We start from the raw sequence: 17532 nt of genomic DNA, 5'->3' as shown, positions 1-17532 counted from the left end.
CCACTGATACTTTTTTGTTCAACTAGTCAATCGGCCAGCCATCACGAGCCCCGGTTGAAGGAGAGATATGATGACGGATAAAGTCCGTATTGATAATTTTGGTGCCAACGCATTCAATGGAAACAACGACGCATTCTTGGCCCGTCAGGCTGAGTTTGAATCAAACGTCAGGAGCTACCCGCGCAAGTTGCCTTTAGCGATTGCCAAAGCCAACGGCGTGTGGATCACAGATGTCGAGAATAAACAATATCTTGACTGCCTGGCTGGCGCAGGGACGCTGGCACTTGGTCATAACCATCCTGATGTTCTGCAGAGCATCCAAAATGTCATTACCAGCGGCTTGCCGTTACATACTCTTGATCTGACGACACCTCTGAAAGATCAATTCTCAGAATCTCTGCTCTCGCTGCTGCCTGGCCAGGGTAAAGAATATTGCCTGCAGTTCACCGGTCCTTCCGGTGCGGATGCGGTTGAAGCAGCACTGAAGCTGGCGAAGAAAGTCACGGGCCGTAGCGGCGTGATCAGCTTCTCTGGTGGTTACCATGGTATGACTCATGGCGCGCTGGCGGTGACCGGCAACCTGTCACCGAAAGAAGCCGTTAACGGCATGATGCCAGAAGTGCAGTTCATGCCTTACCCGCATCTGTACCGTTGCCCACTGGGTCTCGGCGGTGAAGCGGGCGTGAAAGCCCTGACTTACTACTTCGAAAACCTGATCAACGACGTGGAAAGCGGCGTGCGCAAGCCTGCAGCTGTTATCCTGGAAGCCGTTCAGGGTGAAGGCGGTGTGAACCCTGCTCCGGTCGAGTGGCTGCAGCGCATCCGTAAAGTGACTCAGGAACACGGCATTCTGCTGATTCTTGATGAAGTTCAGGCTGGCTTTGCCCGTACCGGCAAATTCTTTGCCTTCGAACACGCAGGCATTGAGCCAGATATCATCGTGATGTCTAAAGCAGTAGGTGGTGGCCTGCCACTGGCTGTTCTGGGTATCAAAAAGCAGTTCGACGCCTGGTCTCCAGGTCACCACACCGGTACTTTCCGCGGCAACCAGCTGGCGATGGCAACCGGTCTGGCCACCCTGAAAGTCCTGACCGAGCAGAACATCGCCGGTAAAGTGGCTGAACAAGGTGAATGGCTGAAAGCACAGCTGGCTGAGATGCAGAAGCGCTTCCCGGTTATCGGCCACATCCGCGGTCTGGGCATGATGATCGGTATCGAGATCGTTAAACCAAACGAAGCGGCTGACCATATGGGTAGCCTGCCGGCTGATGGTGAACTCTCTGCACTGCTGCAGAAGAAGTGCTTCGAAGCAGGTCTGATTCTGGAGCGTGGCGGTCGTCACGGTGCAGTACTGCGTCTGTTGCCGTCACTGCTGATCACCAACGAAGAGCTGGCGATTTTCCTGGATAAATTTGAGCAGGCGCTGATTGGCGCTGGCGTCAAACCTGTTTGATTGGAAGAGTAAATGTCTGAAGTAAACCCGATTCTGGCCGCCTCTGCACAGAGCATTGAGGCGTACCAGCAGGCGATTGCCCAGAGCAGCGCCGCGGTTGTGCAGTGGCTGCAACAGCCTGAGATGTATCAAGGCAAAAGCGTTGCCGAACTGCGCGAGCGTATCACGCTCGACTTCAATCCAAACGGCCTGGGTAACCAGGCCGCGATTGAACGCGCGATTGAGTATTTCCTGAAAGACAGCCTGTCAGTGCACCACCCACAGTGTGTGGCGCACCTGCACTGCCCTAGCCTGGTGGTTAGCCAGGCTGCAGAAGTGTTGATCAACGCCACCAACCAGAGCATGGACTCATGGGATCAGAGCCCTTCTGCCACCATCATTGAGGTCAAACTGATCGAATGGTTGCGCGCACAGGTGGGTTACCCAGCAGGCGATGCTGGCGTGTTCACCAGTGGTGGCACCCAAAGCAACCTGATGGGTTTGATGCTGGCGCGTGATGCGTTCTATCAGCGTCAAGGTCATTCAGTGCAGTTGGACGGCATCACTGGCGATCTGCGTAAGATCAAAGTGTTGTGTTCTGAGAACGCGCACTTCTCGGTACAGAAAAACATGGCGCTGCTTGGCCACGGCTACAATTCTGTGGTGCAGGTGAAGTCTGATCAGTTCGCACGTATGGACGTCAAAGACCTGAAAGCCAAACTGGCGCAGGCCGAAGCCAATGGCGAGCAGATTCTGGCGATTGTCGCGACTGCTGGCACTACCGATGCGGGTGCGATTGATCCACTGCGCGAAATCGCGGGCATCGCAGCTGAGCACAACATTTGGATGCATGTCGATGCAGCCTGGGGTGGTGCACTGCTGCTGTCTGAAAAATATGGTGACTACCTGGACGGCCTGGAGTTAGTGGATTCGGTGACTCTCGACTTCCACAAACAGTATTTCCAGACCATCAGCTGTGGCGCATTCCTGTTGAAAGACGAACGTCACTACGAGCTGATGCGTTATCAGGCGGCTTACCTGAACTCTGAGTTCGATGAAGAAGCCGGTGTTCCTAACCTGGTATCCAAATCTCTGCAGACCACGCGTCGTTTCGATGCATTGAAACTGTGGATGGGTCTGGAAGCGCTGGGTCAGAAACAGTATGCCGCGATCATCGATCACGGTGTGACGCTGGCACAGGAAGTGGCGAAGTTTGTTGCTTCAGAACCACGCCTTGAGTTGGTGATGCAGCCACAACTGGCAAGCGTGCTGTTCCGCTATCGTCCAGAGCAACTGACCGATATCGCGCAGATTGCTCTGTTCAACCAGCGTATCGGCGATGCGCTGCTGGATTCAGGCCGTGCTAACGTTGGCGTAACTGAAAATCAGGGCATTACCTGCCTGAAACTGACGTTGCTGAACCCGACCGTGACGCTGGAAGACATCAAAGTCTTGCTGGCGCTGGTTGAGAAAACCGCGAATCAGTTACTGAACGCGTAATTTCGACCTATGCGATCAAGCCGATAACTGGCAACGGTTATCGGCTTTTTTATTGCCTGCCATCTTTAACTATAAATATCCAGCACCCCATTTCCAGGATGATTTTGATAACATATTGATCGGTCGAATAATTCCCTTCTTGTCACTTAATAGCCATATATCCTTGTGTAAACTCTCTCTATTCCTGACTGGTATAAACGCCTTCATTCTGCGCTGCCATTCACCGGACATTGATGACAGGAGTGTTGCTGATGCAGGTTTGCACCATGGATTACAAGAAGCTGTCGCGAGATGGTAAAACGTTGCCACTCGAATGCTATGGCATTGGTACTTTTGACGTATTATCGGGAATTGAACGTTACATAAATAATCCCGACTGCTCAGATAAAGAAAAAGCGGCTATTCCGCCTGTCACATATTGGATAGTTGATCGTCCAGAGGGGAGTTTTTTAAACCGCCTACGTGCTGAGGCAATAGATATGGCACATTTATATCGCAATCATCATGCGGAATGGTTTGCTCTCTATAACAGTCAAACCATGAACGATTATGTTTTTGTAAACGGCAATCGTCGTGGCAGTTTTCGTTTGCACCCGCTGAATACTGACGGCTCTGGGGTTTCATGGGGCTGCATTACACTTTATCGTGCCAATGAATTCCACAGCCTGAGGCGTACGCTACTCAGTCGGCCTAAATTCAAGGTTCCCGGTGGCAATGGGTTGCTTGCCTATGGGCGAATTGATGTGCGCGGTGTTCCTGATTACTCAAAGTGTGAAATCAAATGAAAATACTGATTTTCTTTATCATCCTTATTGCCGGCATCGTGTTGATCCCCGATGGACTCATTAGCCATTTAGTCAGCGTATCCGGTGATGGTGAAACAGCGATGGACAAATACGATTTCACCCTACTTCTGATCAAGGCTGCTATTTCTGCAATCATTGCCCTGGCAGTATTGCAGATTGTTCGCCGGGCGCGCTGATTCAACAGACACACCTCCCTGTGCGGCACGCTGAACTACTGAGGAATTCGCGCGATCACCTTGATTTCAAAATCGAACCCCGCCAACCAGTTTACCCCCACTGCCGTCCAGTTTGGGTACGGCGGCTCACCGAAATGCCGTAAACGCACCTCATTCACGATGGCAAATTGGTTTTCAGGATCGGTATGGAAACTGGTGACATCCACCACATCATCCATAGTGCATCCCGCCGCTTTCAGCACGGCTTGCAGGTTTTCAAACGCCAGATTGACCTGACGTGCAAAATCAGGTTCCGCAGAACCGTCATCCCGACTTCCTACCTGGCCCGAGACAAATAACAGGTCCCCGGAACGTATTGCGGCAGAATATTGATTAATTTCATACAGCGCCTGACGTCCCGCTGGAAAAATGGCATCACGTTTGTTCATAATCGCTCTCCTGATGGAAAAAAGGGTGAAACCGGGTAGCTAAGCCGGTTATCGCTTTAACATACGCCGCGTATGTATTAATATGGATAACATACGCAGCGTATGTCAATGCAAATTTTTGGAGTTGCTATGGCAGCCAAACGAAGAACAGAACAGGTAGAAGAAACGCGGGCAAAATTGATTGGGGCTGCTCGAAGGGCCTTCGCGGAGAAAGGCTATAGCGCCGCATCAATGGATGATCTGACCGCTGAAGCAGGGCTGACGCGGGGGGCGCTTTATCACAATTTCGGCGATAAAAAGGGCCTATTACAAGCCGTTATCGACCAGATCGACGCAGAGATTTTGGTACAGATGCGTGCCGCTGGGCAGCAGTTTGAATCAAAGTGGCATGCCTTTCTGGCGGAAGCGATTACCTACATTGAGATGTCCCTGGAGCCAGAGGTGCAACGCATCATGCTGCTTGATGGTCCCGCTGTGCTCGGCGATCCTTCACAGTGGCCCAATCAAACTGCCTGTCTGCGCACCACGGCAGACATGCTCTCTGCGCTGATTGCAGAAGGCACAGTGAAGCCAATGGATACTGAAGCGGCGGCTCATCTGGTGAACGGTGCCGCCTTGAATGCCGCGTTGTGGATTGCCGCCTCCAGCGAGCCGGTGGCTGCGCTTCCGCGCGCGGTTGATGCGTTTCGCGTATTGATGTCCGGACTGCTGGTTAACCCGCCTGCGGCTGCGCATTAAGTTCGCGCACATAGTCGAGGAAGGCTTGTAACGGTGCGGGGATCAAACGACGATCGTTATAGTAAAGCCACAGTCCGGAAAAACTCTGCCACCAATCGCTCAGTATTGGTTGCAGGCTGCCATTGTCCAGCGCGGGTTTGATCCAATCTTCAAACAAATACACCACGCCTGCGCCGGATATCGCGGCCGCGACGGTGAGATCCATAGCCGCGCCGATGCTGCATATCAATGGCCCTTTCGGCTGTAAACGCACCACCTCTTCGCCCTTTTCAAACTCCCAATCAGCAATCACGCCAGTGGCATAGCGGCCATATAAACAACGATGATGTAGCAGCTCACGTGGATGTTGAGGGGTACCAAATTGAGTCAGGTAGGCGGATGACGCCGCAGCGGCAAAGCGTTGCACGCGTGGGCCAATCGGCAGCGCCACCATATCCTGCTCCAGATGATCGTCGTAACGAATCCCCGCATCACAACCGTCACGGAAGATATCCTGCACATTGCTTTCCGCTACCACTTCCAACTGAATATCGGGGTAACGCGCCAGAAAACCGGGCACGATGGAGGGCAAAACCAGTCGGGCTGCGCTAACCGGCACATTGAGCCGCAACGTGCCGCCTGGTGTGCTGCGAAAATGATTAAGCGAATCGAGTGCCGCATCCACTTCATTCATGGCTGGCATTAGGCGCGTCATTAACGCCCTGCCTGCTTCAGTGAGTGCGACGGTACGCGTGGTGCGATTGAACAGCCGGACACCCAACTGCTCCTCCGCTCGCCTTACGGCATCGCTTAAACGTGAAGGATTGCTTCCTGTCATGCGGGCCGCCTCACGGAACCCACCCGCTTTTGCCACCGCCACCACTGCATGCAGCAGTGCAATATCCAATGCCATTGTTCGCTATTCCGTACACTGTGTCCTGATTTAACCGGATAGTTGCACAGCCATGTGTCGATTACAATCTGTACACACATCGACGAAGGAGGTTTTCCATGTCTCACAACGCAAATACCTATACTTTGGGTGATCGTCAGGTTAAACGCCTCGGTTATGGCGCTATGCAGCTGGCGGGCAAAGGCGTATTCGGGCCGCCAGCCGATGAGAATCGGGCATTGCAGGTGCTACGTGATGCCGTCGCTGCGGGCGTAAATCATATCGATACCAGCGACTTTTACGGCCCGCACATTACCAATCAACTGATAAAAAAAGCCCTGCATCCTTATTCCGATGACCTGGTGATCGTCACCAAAGTCGGAGCCCGCCGCGATGCGAAAGGAGGCTGGTTGCCCGCTTTCTCGCCCGATGAGTTGACGCTGGCGGTGGAAGATAACCTGCGTAATCTGGGTCTGGAGGTGATGGAAGTCGTGAACCTGCGCTCGATGCTCGACGTGCATGCACCGGCTGAAGGCTCACTGGAACCGCAGGTCGAAGCGATGATCAAGCTTAAAGAGCGCGGTCTGGTTAAGCATATCGGTCTGAGCAACGTGACGGCCAAGCAAGTATCCGATGCGCAGAAAATGACGCCGATCGCCTGTGTGCAGAACCTTTACAACCTGGCGAATCGTCAGGATGAAGCGCTGGTCGATCAACTTGCTGCACAGGGCATTCCTTATGTGCCGTTCTTCCCATTGGGTGGTTTCTCCCCGCTGCAATCCGGGCAGCTCACCGCAGTGGCCGAGGAGTTGAATGCCACTACATTGCAGGTCGCACTGGCCTGGTTACTTCAACGTTCGCCGAACATTCTGTTGATTCCCGGCACATCATCACCAGAACATCTCCAGCAGAATCTCGCCAGTGGCGATCTTGTGTTGAGTCACGATGTCGTGCAGCGTTTAAACAGCATCGCTTAGTCCTGCAAGGGTGCGGCCTGCGGGCCGCCCATCACCTTTTTAACAGCGGACCGGCCTATGAACGCGCGATAACCCCGCTCTCCACCAAACAAGCCTTCAGCACGCCAAATGCATCCTGACACTGACGCTCATCCACGCAGGCATAGCCCAGCAGCAAACCGCGCCGCTCCTGTTGATGCATATAATATTGCGATAAGGGCCTGACCTTCACGCCGCGTCGCAGCGCCAGAGCGGTAATCGCCACATCATCACATCCCGCAGGCAGGTTAATCACCAGATGCAAACCCGCCTCATGATTGACGCGAGGCATAAAATCAGCGCCAAGATAGCGCTCAATCAGACCGGCTAAGAAGCGACGACGCTGACTGTAGAGTTTGCGCATGCGACGAATGTGCGCCATGTAATGCCCTTTCTGAATAAACTCCGCCAGCGCCCGCTGCACCAGCAGATGCCCGCCACGATAGAGTTCCGCCGCCGCAACGCGCAGGGGTTGAGCCAGCGCTTTTGGCACCACCAGATAACCCAGTCGCAGTGCCGGATAGAGCGTTTTGCTGAACGTGCCCATGTAAATCACCGGCGCATCGGGCTCAAAACCTTGCAGCGAAGGAAAAGGCTGCCCCGCGAAGCGAAACTCACTGTCGTAGTCATCCTCTACCAACCAGGTTTTATGTTTGCTGGCCAAATCCAGCAACTGCTTACGTCTTTCAAGGCTGAGATGCACGCCCAATGGATATTGGTGTGACGGTGTCACAAATATCACTTTGGGCGCCCGACTGCGGGGCGGTAAGTCAGGAATAATGCCCTGATCGTCGACCGGCATGGCCTGAATCTTCAGCCCATTGATTCGTAAAAGATTACGCGTTCCCCAGTAGCCGGGCTCTTCAATCCACGCGGTATCCCCCGGATCGCAGAGCACGCGCGTGACCAGATCAACCGCCTGATGGATGCCTTCGGTGATGATGATTTGATCCGCATCCGCACGCACCGAACGGGCCACGCTGAGATAGTCCGCCAGCGCCTGTCGCAATTGCGGGCAGCCGCCATTGCTGCTGTAAATCAACCGATCGATATCGGGCTCGCGATTCAATCGCGCCTGAATCTGACTAAAGAGTTTGTGCGGGAACTGCGTGACATCCGGCGCGCCTGGCACAAACGCGCCCCATTGATAAGGGGAGGCGTTGGCATGGCCCAACAGCGATGCACCGCGTTTAGAAATCGCCGCCGTTTTCGCGCTGAGCGGCAGCGTCAGGTCATCGCCGCGCGGGCTGTTTAAACAGCCTTCAGGCAGCGTTTCGGCGATCCAGGTTCCGCTGCCGGTGCGCGCGGTAACATAGCCCTGTGACATCAAATTTTCATAAACGTTAAGTACGGTATTACGTGACACCGATAATTCCCGTGCCATATCGCGCGTGGCCGGTAATCGCGTGGCGCGTGGAAAAATCCCCTCAGCAATCGCCGCCTGCATACACGCCAACAGGCGCTGCTGCAACGTCCCTTCCGGCATAAACTGCAAACGTTCTAATACATGATCGGCGTACAAACTCCGCAATTGGCTCCATCCTTTTCTGTAAAAGTGGCTCTGGCAACAAACCTTAGTGCAGGGATAAATAAGCGTGTTTGTCGTGATTTGTAAAGACGCTTATCGCTAAGGAAAGGTTATGGAAGGTAAAAACAGCCAGCTGCAGCAACGCAAAGATGACGCACTCCCACGTGGCACCGGTAATCTTTGCAAGTGGTATGTCGATCAGGCAGAGAATGCGACGCTGCGTGACGTTGAAGGCAATAGCTGGATCGATTTCGCCGGTGGTATCGCGGTGCTCAACACCGGCCACCGTCATCCGCGCATTGTGAAAGCCATCGCGGAACAGTTAGAAAAATTCACCCATACCGCGTTCCAGGTGACGCCTTACGAGAGCTATGTCGGCCTGGCAGAGCGCATCAACAGAGTGGTGCCCATCGCCGGTAAAGCCAAAACTGCCTTTTTCTCAACCGGTGCTGAAGCGGTAGAGAATGCCGTTAAAGTTGCGCGCGCCGCCACACGCCGTCACGGCATTATCACTTTCGGTAACGCGTTCCATGGCCGTACCTTTATGACGATGGCGATGACCGGCAAAGTGGCTCCCTATAAGCGTGACTTTGGCCCAATGCCCGCCTCCGTGTGGCACGCTCGCTATCCCAACAGCGTGACCGGCATTAGCGTTGATGATGCGATGGCAAGCCTGCAGGACATTTTCACTCAGGACATTGCGCCGCAAGACGTGGCGGCCATTGTGCTGGAACCTGTGCAAGGTGAAGGCGGCTTCCACATTGCCCCTGCTGAATTCCTGGTTCGCCTGCGCCAGCTGGCTGATCAACACGGCATTCTGCTGATTGCCGACGAAGTGCAAACCGGCTTTGGTCGCACCGGCAAGCTGTTTGCCATGGACCATTACGCCGTCAAACCTGACCTGATCACCATGGCGAAAAGCCTGGCGGGCGGCATGCCGCTGTCTGCGGTGAGTGGTCGCGCAGAGATCATGGATGCGCCAGGCCCAGGTGGTTTGGGTGGCACTTACGCCGGAAACCCGCTGGCCATTGCCGCCGCGCATGCGGTGCTGGATATTATTGCCGAGGAACAACTGTGTGACCGCTCAGTGAAGCTGGGTGCAAAACTGGTCGAATTCCTCAATGAGGCACGTCGTCACTGCTCCGCGATCACCGATATTCGCGCATTGGGTTCAATGGTCGCGGTGGAATTTGCCGAGGCGCAGACCGCTCAGGCCATCCAGCAACACGCCATGGCGCGCGGTTTACTGTTGTTGACCTGTGGTCCACAAGGCAACGTGATTCGCTTCCTCTATCCGCTCACTATTCCGGATGCGCAATTCAGCCAGGCGCTGGAGATTCTCAGCAACGTGCTGAGCGCACATCAGGATTCATAGGCCCTCAGCTTATCCAGCCCGCGTGCGGGCTGGCTATTCACCTGCTGCAGCCAGGCTGTGCGACGTTACAGCCCGAGAGACAATCTGGAGAAAACAATGAGTTCACAGAATGCCGATGCGCTCGCGCAAGGCTTAAAGCCGCGTCATGTCCGCATGTTATCCATTGCCGGGGTGATTGGTGCCGGTCTGTTTGTCGGTTCCGGTCACGCCATCGCTGAAGCGGGGCCCGCCGTGTTACTGGCCTACATCGCAGCCGGTGCGCTAGTGGTGCTGATTATGCGCATGTTAGCGGAAATGGCCGTTGCCTCACCGGACTCCGGCTCTTTCTCCACCTATGCAGATAAATCACTGGGGCGCTGGGCTGGATTCACCATTGGCTGGCTCTACTGGTGGTTTTGGGTGTTGGTCATTCCGCTTGAGGCCAATGCTGCTGGCACGATATTGCACAGTTGGTTCCCGCAGATTGCCGTGTGGGAATATACTCTGGCGATCACCACGTTCCTGACGGTCAGCAACCTGTTCAGCGTAAAAAATTACGGTGAGTTCGAATTCTGGTTTGCTTTGTTGAAAGTAGTCGCCATTGTCGCCTTCCTGATTGTCGGCAGTCTGGCTATCTTTGGCCTGATGCCGGGTAGCAGCACACAAGGCATTTCTCACCTCTATGACACGCACGGCTTTATGCCAAACGGTATCGGTGCCGTACTGGCCGCCATACTGACCACCATGTTCTCCTTTATGGGAACGGAAATCGTCACCATCGCGGCAGCGGAATCACGTGAACCGAAAAAGCAGATTACGCAGGCCACCAACTCCGTCATCTGGCGTATTGCGTTGTTTTACCTGCTGTCGATATTCATCGTGATTGCACTGGTGCCGTGGAATACCCCATCGCTGATGAAAGCCGGTTCGTATCAAACGGCAATGGAGATGATGAATATTCCTTACGCACGTCAAATCGTCGATGTGGTGGTGTTGATCGCGGTGTGCAGCTGTCTTAACTCTGCGCTCTATACGGCTTCTCGCATGCTGTATTCGCTTTCCCGTCGTCAGGATGCCCCTGCCGCTGCATCAAAAACCACACGCAGTGGTACCCCCTGGGTTGCAGTCATCGCCTCAACTGCCGCTGCATTTCTCGCGGTGATTGCCAATTATCTGGCACCCGCAGCGGTATTTGAGTTCCTGCTGGCCAGTTCAGGGGCTATTGCTTTGCTGGTTTATCTGGTGATAGCGGCTTCGCATCTGGTGTTGCGCAAAAAGCGCGAGGCGCGGGGTGAGACCTTAAGTTATCGCATGTGGCTGTTCCCAGGCTTAACCTGGGCGACCATGGTGTTTATCGTGGGTGTACTGATCTCAATGTTGTTTATGCCGGCGCATCGCTCAGAAATCATCGCCACCGGTTTACTCACCTTAGCGGTATTGATCACCAGCCGCATCGTGCATCGTAAACGCGCTTTGCGCGAGCGCGAGGCGTTAGTGGCAGTGCGTTCATAACGCCAGAGATTTCCGGGCAAGGATGCCCGGAAGCCTTACTCATATTGCACATCGATACTGATCGACTCTTCCGGCACGTTAATCACCACAACGCATTTATTCCACACCGGCTTGCCTTCGGTCATATCGTGCTCAACGAAGTAGTGTTGGAAATCTTTCAATGCTTCAGTTAAATCGCCAATCGCCTGTGCATCCGGTTCAAACCAGTCTGGCTCGCCGTTTTCATCCAGATAATCGAACTGGTATTCACCGCCCTCGTCATCGGCAAACAGTTCAGCTTTTACGATTAATTCGCGCGCACCTTGCGGTCCACAGCTGAAAACAATCATCGCGATGCGGCGGTAAAGGTCTTCATATGTCATGGCAGTGTATTCCTGTTTTTAGTGAGATCCGTGGGCAGCGTTGGTCATGGATGGCATAACAACGTTACCGAGGGCTCTTATTGACTTTAAAGCTGATGAGAAGAGAATGAGGCTCTTCGAACAGTAAATTGAAAAAAATGGAGTTTATCATAGCCTGTTCCGCGCGTTTTCCCCGTATGACTCCCGTGAAAAAAATGGCCACGCTATTGGCTGCACTGCTTTTAGCCAGCTGCAGTTCCGAGCCGCCTAAATCACTGGTCACCCCATTCCCGACAGTGACGCCGAAACCGCATCCTGTTCAGCCCGCTGTCAGCGCAGAACCGGTGCGAGGTGTGTGGCTCACCACGGTGTCGCGTCTTGACTGGCCCCCCATAGCCTCAGTAAATGCCAGCCCGGCAAATCGCATTAGCCAGCAACAAAAGGCGCTGACCGATAAGCTGGATAAACTCAAAAGTCTCGGCATTAATACCGTCTTTTTCCAGGTGAAACCGGACGGCACTGCGCTGTGGCGCTCTAAAATTTTGCCCTGGTCAGATATGATGACCGGAAAGATTGGGGAAGATCCCGGTTACGATCCGCTACAGTTTATGCTGGATGAAGCGCACAAACGCGGTATCAAAGTGCATGCGTGGTTTAACCCTTATCGCGTTTCCACCAACGTGAAACCCTCGACGGTGGCAGAACTCAACAGCACACTCTCCCTGCATCCAGCCAGCGTTTTTGTGCTCCATCGAGACTGGATTCGCACCGCCGGTGACCGCTTTGTGTTAGATCCGGGTATTCCCGATGCCCGTGACTGGATCACCAGCATCGTGGCGGAGGTCGTTGCGCATTACGATATCGATGGCGTGCAGTTTGATGACTATTTCTACGCGGAATCGCCCGGCTCAACGCTGAATGACAGCGCGACATTTCGCCAGTATGGTCAGGGCTATGCCTCAAAAGCGGACTGGCGACGCCACAATACTCAACAGCTGATTGAGCAAGTCTCTCGCACCATTAAACAGCTAAAACCGCATGTCGAATTTGGTGTCAGCCCTGCCGGCGTTTGGCGCAACCTGTCACACGATCCTGCGGGATCAGACACGCGCGGCGCGGCGGCTTACGATGAAGCCTACGCGGATACTCGTAAATGGGTGCAGATGGGCCTGCTGGATTACATCGCGCCGCAGATTTACTGGCCATTTTCACGCCAGGCTGCACGTTACGATGTGCTCGCTAACTGGTGGGCCAACGTGGTGAAACCCACGCATACCAAGCTCTATATCGGTGTGGCGCTGTATAAAGTCGGCGAAACCTCCAAAATGGAACCAGACTGGACCATTAATGGCGGTGTACCGGAACTGAAAAAACAGCTCGACCTCAATGACTCTGTGCCACAAATTAACGGCACTATTCTGTTCCGCGAAAACTACCTTAATCAACCGCAAACACAGCAGGCGGTAAATTATTTACGCAGCCGTTGGGGAAGTTGATTTTCGAGCAACGCGCTACCGTCTATTCCGGTATACCTCATCCAACTTACTTTGATGAAAAATACGCCAGCAACGTCCGTTGCTGGCTTCTCTTCAGATATACGGCTCTGTTGCACTATTTAAAGGAATACTCCATTCGTTGCCATTCACCCGGACTTTCAAATAACGCCGGGTACGCCATTTTCCCGGTTCGTACTCTTCAGGCTGACCAGTGATAACCGTTCCATTTAACAGCAACTCCTTATCGTTGTTGTAGCCAAACCCCACCTTTTCATTGCCAATCCAGTGCTGTTCGAAAGCCACCACAGGGGCTGCATCAAACTTTTGCGCATCGGCTTCTGAACAGGCGGTATAGCTTTTACGGAAGATAAAACATAATCCCGCCTTGTACCGATCCTTGCCGTTCGTTTCCACCTGCGCGGTGGCAAAACCGGTGAATTGCGCCAATTTAACGTAAAGCTTAGTGCGAGTGGCACCACCTTCAATGTGCACTTTGGTCACCGGACATGAGCCTTCGCCATACCAGCTGCCAATGGTATTGGCACTATTGCGCGCCTGAAGGTAAATATTGGCCACCCCTTCCGGGGTTCGTCCAGAGTGCTGAGTTTGCGTGGCGCTTTGCGATAATATTTGCGATGTGCCCACCACACGTACGTGAATCTGCGTGCCTTCATCGGAGAAATTAAATTCGCCAATATAAAACCATTTCTCTTTATCGCTGCGGTTATCCATGTGGTGTTGAGAGGTAATGTAATCGTAGTTTAGCGATCCCTGAATGATGGCACCCCAATCCGATATTTCCATCAGCCCGCGATCACCTTCTGCCAGCAGTGACCAGGGTTCAATACCTGTGGTGCTGTAATCAAACCCGGCGCTTTGATTATGAATACTTTTTTGAATGATCAACGCGCGACAATAACCTAATTTTAGCGGGTTAGTCGTCGATTCAATTGCCAGCCCCTCAATCACCCACTGGCCATTGGTTAAATCTCCGGCAAATTCTGAATGTTCAATCCAGCCGTTACGAATAAAAGATTGGGTGCAGCGCGGTAAATCCAAAACTGGCTTCAGGGTATTTTCTTGCAAATTGAAGTTGGATAATTCTATGGCCGTACTGTGGTCCCAGGCACCTGCTTCACGGTCAGACCAGCGCGCATACACAATGCTGTCCTGACACCCTCTGGAATAAAACTGATCAATCTTACAATCCAGCGTATCAATAAGATCCAACGCTCGCCCGCCCAGATAGCGAAACTCCATACTGCTCACGCGTAGAAACTGCCCGCCGGTTATAATGTTGGCGTAAAAACCGACTTTATTAAATGCCGTACCGCCGTCTCCGCCGCTATTAGAGCTCATGCCTTTCACCACAATGCCCGATATCTCTGCATAGCGCGCATTCACTTTAAAAAAATGAAGTCCTCTGGGCTGGGTATTCCAGTTAAATACCAACGTGGTCGTCGGGAAGTAGCCAAAGTTGACGTTGGCACCCGAGACTTTAAAACGGTTAATTTCTGTTTTTGAGATGTCAAAAGTGGACATGCTAAACACCCCAGCCGTAAAGCGGATGCCGGCTGCGGGCAGCACGCGCTGCGACCAGTTATACATGCGTTTTACGGCTGCAATACAATCGGTCTTGCCATCGGCAATCGCACCAAAATCCAGCACGGTGACAGTGCTGTAGTCCTGTATGACACGCTTCCAGCGCTTTTTGCCGGCAGTGATAAAAACAATTCCGCCATCATCTTCACTGGTGCTATCAGTGGCGTCATAAACAAACACCCCCCCGCCCATTTTGCTGCCTTTGGTGTACTCCAGCACCGAAGCGATTTCCCCGGCGGATGTCGGTTCAGTAGCCCGTAATTCATCAATGGTTTTTAACTGCACAACGGTACCGGTTGAGGCGTTGACGGCATTTTGCGGTGAGGTGTTATTGGACGTATTTACCATGGTGGACCCCTTAAATATTAAGAGAAAATAACGGCACCCATGGAGTATAAGTAGCTGATAGTTAATATGTTGATGCGGACCAGTGTAAATAGAGGCGTTTACTATCCCATTGATAGATGAGATACAACAAGACCATGATTGCTGAAAGAAAGCGCAGCGGTATGGCGAAATTTTACAGAATAATCGTAGGAATATTATTACTTATCGCGGCCGCAAAAAATGACCACCTGACGTAAGATTTCGGTCGAATACCTTAAGCCGGTAACTGTTTCATTTTCTTATTTATGAAGGTTAAGTGAAGCTAAAGCGGCGCCAGCAAGCCCCGACTTGCTGGCACATCATCCTAAAATGTGGCATTAACCCCGACGTTCCAGGTCACCTGATGGTAATCGCTGTTACTGGCGACGGTGGACACCCCAGCAAAGGCATTGACCGTATCGCCCAACGGCACATTGGCCCCCACCGCCACGTCAAGCCAGTTCTTATCCCCGGCTTCCACCGTCCGTTCAAACGAGGTTTGGGTGGATTTCAAACCCGCACGCACGGTGGCATCCGTGTCACCAAACTGATGGTAATAGCTCACCTGCGCCCAGGGATTGATCACCCACTCCCGGCTATCAATACGCCAGCCGACTGAACCTATCTGCGAATGAAGTGTTTGGTCCGAATAACGCATTGAAGTACTGGTATTGCCATTTTCCTGATAGCCACCCACGCGACCATAATCCAACGCATAGCTGGCTACCGGACCGGTCGTAATATGGTTCCCCAAGGGTAAATCCCAGCCGGTTTGTACCCGCATGCCCATTAATTTACCGCTGCTGCTGCCTTGCTCAGTCCGGGTGGCTGGGCCGATGTTGATGTTGCGCTCAATACTATCGAAATCGAGATCGGCATAGTGGAGATCGGCGTTGATCCATCCTTGATCGAACAAAGTAAGCTGACTGTAGAGTGCCACCAGATTACCGCGCAGCTTATAGTCATAGTTTGAGGAAGGATTCATGCGCTGATTGCTGTTTGAGAACAGCAAACCGGTTTGCCAGTTATCGGTCAGCTGATAGCCGATCCCCAACGTCAGATTGGTGGTGTTTGCATCACCGTTGCTCCAGGCATCACCTTGATAATCGACGTGTTGCCCTGCGTAACCGCCAAACACCGTGAACTGACCCGCGCTGGCCGGTTGCTGTCGCTGCTGTTGCAAATGCCCATCCAGCGTATTGTGCATGTCTTGCGCCATCAGCGTCGTGGATTGCGACAGAGCCGCCACCTGCGCCGGGGCATCGAGGATAGACTGAATATAATCCGCCAGCATGGCGTGGACGGCCGGACTGGGATGCAAGCGATCGGCAAACAGATAATCTTGTGCGGTGCTAAAACCGGCATCAGAAGAGTGGCATTCATCTGCTGAGGTGCCTACCGGACAGGCAATACCGATGGTGTTGGTCAAACCATAACGTCCCGGGTTGGCGACCACCTCGCTAAACAGTCCAGCGATATCCACCCGGACGATATTGCCCTTCAACGCGGCCAGCTGGGCTTCTTCCTGCTGATTGTAGCCATCAGAGAGAGCAGTGACCTGAGTGCTGAGCGTTTGCCAGGCGTCGTAAAGCTGCTGAGCCAGCGCATCACGCACTGCGGGGATGCCCGAAATTTGTCCGGCGGCAACCGTGAAGGCATCTTTCACCGCCTGTTGACGGGCAGCAACATCCGGTGTTGCCGCGTTATCGAGCGACTGAAAAGCCGCGACCATGGCTGATGTTCCAAACGTTCGCAACACGAGTTGCACCATGTAGGGCGTCAGCCCCAATTGCGGAACGTTCGGCACGATAACCGCACCGGCCCCCGCATCCAGTAGTGTTTTGACCTGAGAAGCCGCAGAAATTGCACTGTTGCTGATGGTTTCACGTGCGGTCAGCGGATTGGTGACCGCGGCGGCAATGTCGTTCGCGCCGACCCAGTGAATATACAAGCCGTTGCTGTCAGCGCGCCCTCCCGTAGATTGCAGATAAGCCGCCAACTGATCCTGCGTATTCAAATCAGGATCCAGTGCAGGTACTGCCACAGCACCACCTTGTGCATAGTTGCTGCCACCCAACGTTGAAGGCTGCAGATTTTCGCCCAGGTGCGCAGCCAAAATTTCATCGTAGAGCGGATGCTGCGCGCCGTCGGCGGTAAAACGCCCAATATTGCCACCGTCGCTCAGGCTATCGCCAAAGACGGTTAAGCTGTCCCACGCCTTAGCGTAGGGTGTTGCCATCAAAGTACTTAAGGTCGCTATCGCGACAAGGGAGAGTGCGGATTGACGTTTTATCATCATCTACTCCGTGATGAGCCAGACAGAAAAAGTCTGGCGATTCAAAGGTCAGTCTTGCGCAATAACATCGCAGCTACGCAAGCCAGCAAGG

15 protein-coding genes are annotated in these 17532 nt (G+C 53.3%); 9 read left to right on the top strand and 6 right to left on the bottom strand.

All coding sequences use genetic code 11. The annotated features are described in order from the left end of the window. Window positions 1-70 precede the first annotated feature (70 nt). From IAE30_RS04265 to IAE30_RS04250, 4 genes are all read left to right on the top strand, one after another. Window positions 71-1453: a diaminobutyrate--2-oxoglutarate transaminase gene (locus IAE30_RS04265; protein WP_034829839.1), complete on the top strand. Its 1383-nt coding sequence runs from the start codon at window positions 71-73 to the stop codon at window positions 1451-1453. Window positions 1454-1465: 12 nt separating this feature from the next. Next, on the top strand, window positions 1466-2932 hold the full coding sequence (locus tag IAE30_RS04260; RefSeq protein ID WP_200677902.1) for an aspartate aminotransferase family protein: 1467 nt from the start codon (window positions 1466-1468) through the stop codon (window positions 2930-2932). A gap of 266 nt (window positions 2933-3198) precedes the next feature. After that, window positions 3199-3717 carry a DUF2778 domain-containing protein gene (locus IAE30_RS04255; RefSeq protein WP_234465400.1) on the top strand — a complete coding sequence of 173 codons (519 nt, stop codon included), beginning with the start codon at window positions 3199-3201 and terminating at the stop codon, window positions 3715-3717. After that, the gene (locus IAE30_RS04250; RefSeq protein WP_045833176.1) at window positions 3714-3914 is read left to right on the top strand and encodes a hypothetical protein; all 201 of its coding nucleotides are present in this window, start codon (window positions 3714-3716) and stop codon (window positions 3912-3914) included. Before IAE30_RS04255 ends, IAE30_RS04250 begins: the two co-directional genes overlap by 4 nt. Window positions 3915-3949: 35 nt before the next feature. Here IAE30_RS04250 and IAE30_RS04245 read toward each other — a convergent pair whose 3' ends face one another. Continuing rightward, window positions 3950-4342 carry a RidA family protein gene (locus IAE30_RS04245; RefSeq protein ID WP_045815354.1) on the bottom strand — a complete coding sequence of 131 codons (393 nt, stop codon included), beginning with the start codon at window positions 4340-4342 and terminating at the stop codon, window positions 3950-3952. A gap of 129 nt (window positions 4343-4471) precedes the next feature. Between IAE30_RS04245 and IAE30_RS04240 the strand changes: the two genes are divergently transcribed. Further along, a complete protein-coding gene (locus IAE30_RS04240; protein ID WP_200677904.1) occupies window positions 4472-5080 on the top strand; it encodes a TetR/AcrR family transcriptional regulator in 609 nt (202 codons plus the stop codon). On the opposite strand, the gene IAE30_RS04235 is transcribed toward IAE30_RS04240, so the two are convergent. Then, window positions 5055-5972, bottom strand: a complete 918-nt coding sequence (locus IAE30_RS04235) for a LysR family transcriptional regulator (RefSeq protein ID WP_200677906.1) — start codon at window positions 5970-5972, stop codon at window positions 5055-5057. The two genes, IAE30_RS04240 and IAE30_RS04235, sit on opposite strands and share 26 nt — an antisense overlap. 98 nt (window positions 5973-6070) lie before the next feature. Between IAE30_RS04235 and IAE30_RS04230 the strand changes: the two genes are divergently transcribed. Next, complete coding sequence (locus IAE30_RS04230; protein ID WP_200677908.1) at window positions 6071-6928, top strand: aldo/keto reductase family oxidoreductase; 858 nt, start codon at window positions 6071-6073, stop codon at window positions 6926-6928. Window positions 6929-6983: 55 nt separating this feature from the next. Here the strand turns inward: IAE30_RS04230 and IAE30_RS04225 are convergent, their stop codons facing one another. Further along, the gene (locus IAE30_RS04225) at window positions 6984-8477 is read right to left on the bottom strand and encodes a PLP-dependent aminotransferase family protein (protein ID WP_200677910.1); all 1494 of its coding nucleotides are present in this window, start codon (window positions 8475-8477) and stop codon (window positions 6984-6986) included. Between the two features lie 109 nt (window positions 8478-8586). On the opposite strand from IAE30_RS04225, the gene gabT reads away from it, so the two are divergent. Together gabT and gabP are read left to right on the top strand one after the other, a co-directional pair. Further along, window positions 8587-9849, top strand: coding sequence for a 4-aminobutyrate--2-oxoglutarate transaminase (gene gabT / locus IAE30_RS04220; RefSeq protein WP_200677912.1), 1263 nt, complete (start codon window positions 8587-8589; stop codon window positions 9847-9849). Between the two features lie 96 nt (window positions 9850-9945). Next, window positions 9946-11340 (top strand): GABA permease, encoded by a 1395-nt coding sequence (gene gabP, locus IAE30_RS04215; protein ID WP_045815360.1) that lies wholly within the window; start codon window positions 9946-9948, stop codon window positions 11338-11340. Window positions 11341-11375: 35 nt separating this feature from the next. On the opposite strand, the gene IAE30_RS04210 is transcribed toward gabP, so the two are convergent. Next, the gene (locus tag IAE30_RS04210; RefSeq protein ID WP_045815361.1) at window positions 11376-11702 is read right to left on the bottom strand and encodes a hypothetical protein; all 327 of its coding nucleotides are present in this window, start codon (window positions 11700-11702) and stop codon (window positions 11376-11378) included. A 137-nt stretch (window positions 11703-11839) separates the two neighbouring features. On the opposite strand from IAE30_RS04210, the gene IAE30_RS04205 reads away from it, so the two are divergent. Continuing rightward, window positions 11840-13177, top strand: a complete 1338-nt coding sequence (locus IAE30_RS04205) for a glycoside hydrolase family 10 protein (protein WP_200537761.1) — start codon at window positions 11840-11842, stop codon at window positions 13175-13177. 93 nt (window positions 13178-13270) lie between these two features. On the opposite strand, the gene IAE30_RS04200 is transcribed toward IAE30_RS04205, so the two are convergent. Beyond that, window positions 13271-15127, bottom strand: a complete 1857-nt coding sequence (locus IAE30_RS04200) for a hypothetical protein (protein WP_200677914.1) — start codon at window positions 15125-15127, stop codon at window positions 13271-13273. A 343-nt stretch (window positions 15128-15470) separates the two neighbouring features. After that, window positions 15471-17441 carry an autotransporter outer membrane beta-barrel domain-containing protein gene (locus IAE30_RS04195; protein WP_200678358.1) on the bottom strand — a complete coding sequence of 657 codons (1971 nt, stop codon included), beginning with the start codon at window positions 17439-17441 and terminating at the stop codon, window positions 15471-15473. Window positions 17442-17532 lie beyond the last annotated feature (91 nt).

It is taken from the genome of Pantoea sp. S61 (assembly GCF_016625145.1).
In the GTDB taxonomy this organism is placed as follows: domain Bacteria; phylum Pseudomonadota; class Gammaproteobacteria; order Enterobacterales; family Enterobacteriaceae; genus Pantoea; species Pantoea rwandensis_B.
The sequence above is the reverse complement of the archived record's forward strand: the minus strand, read 5'-3'. Positions and strand labels throughout refer to the sequence as shown.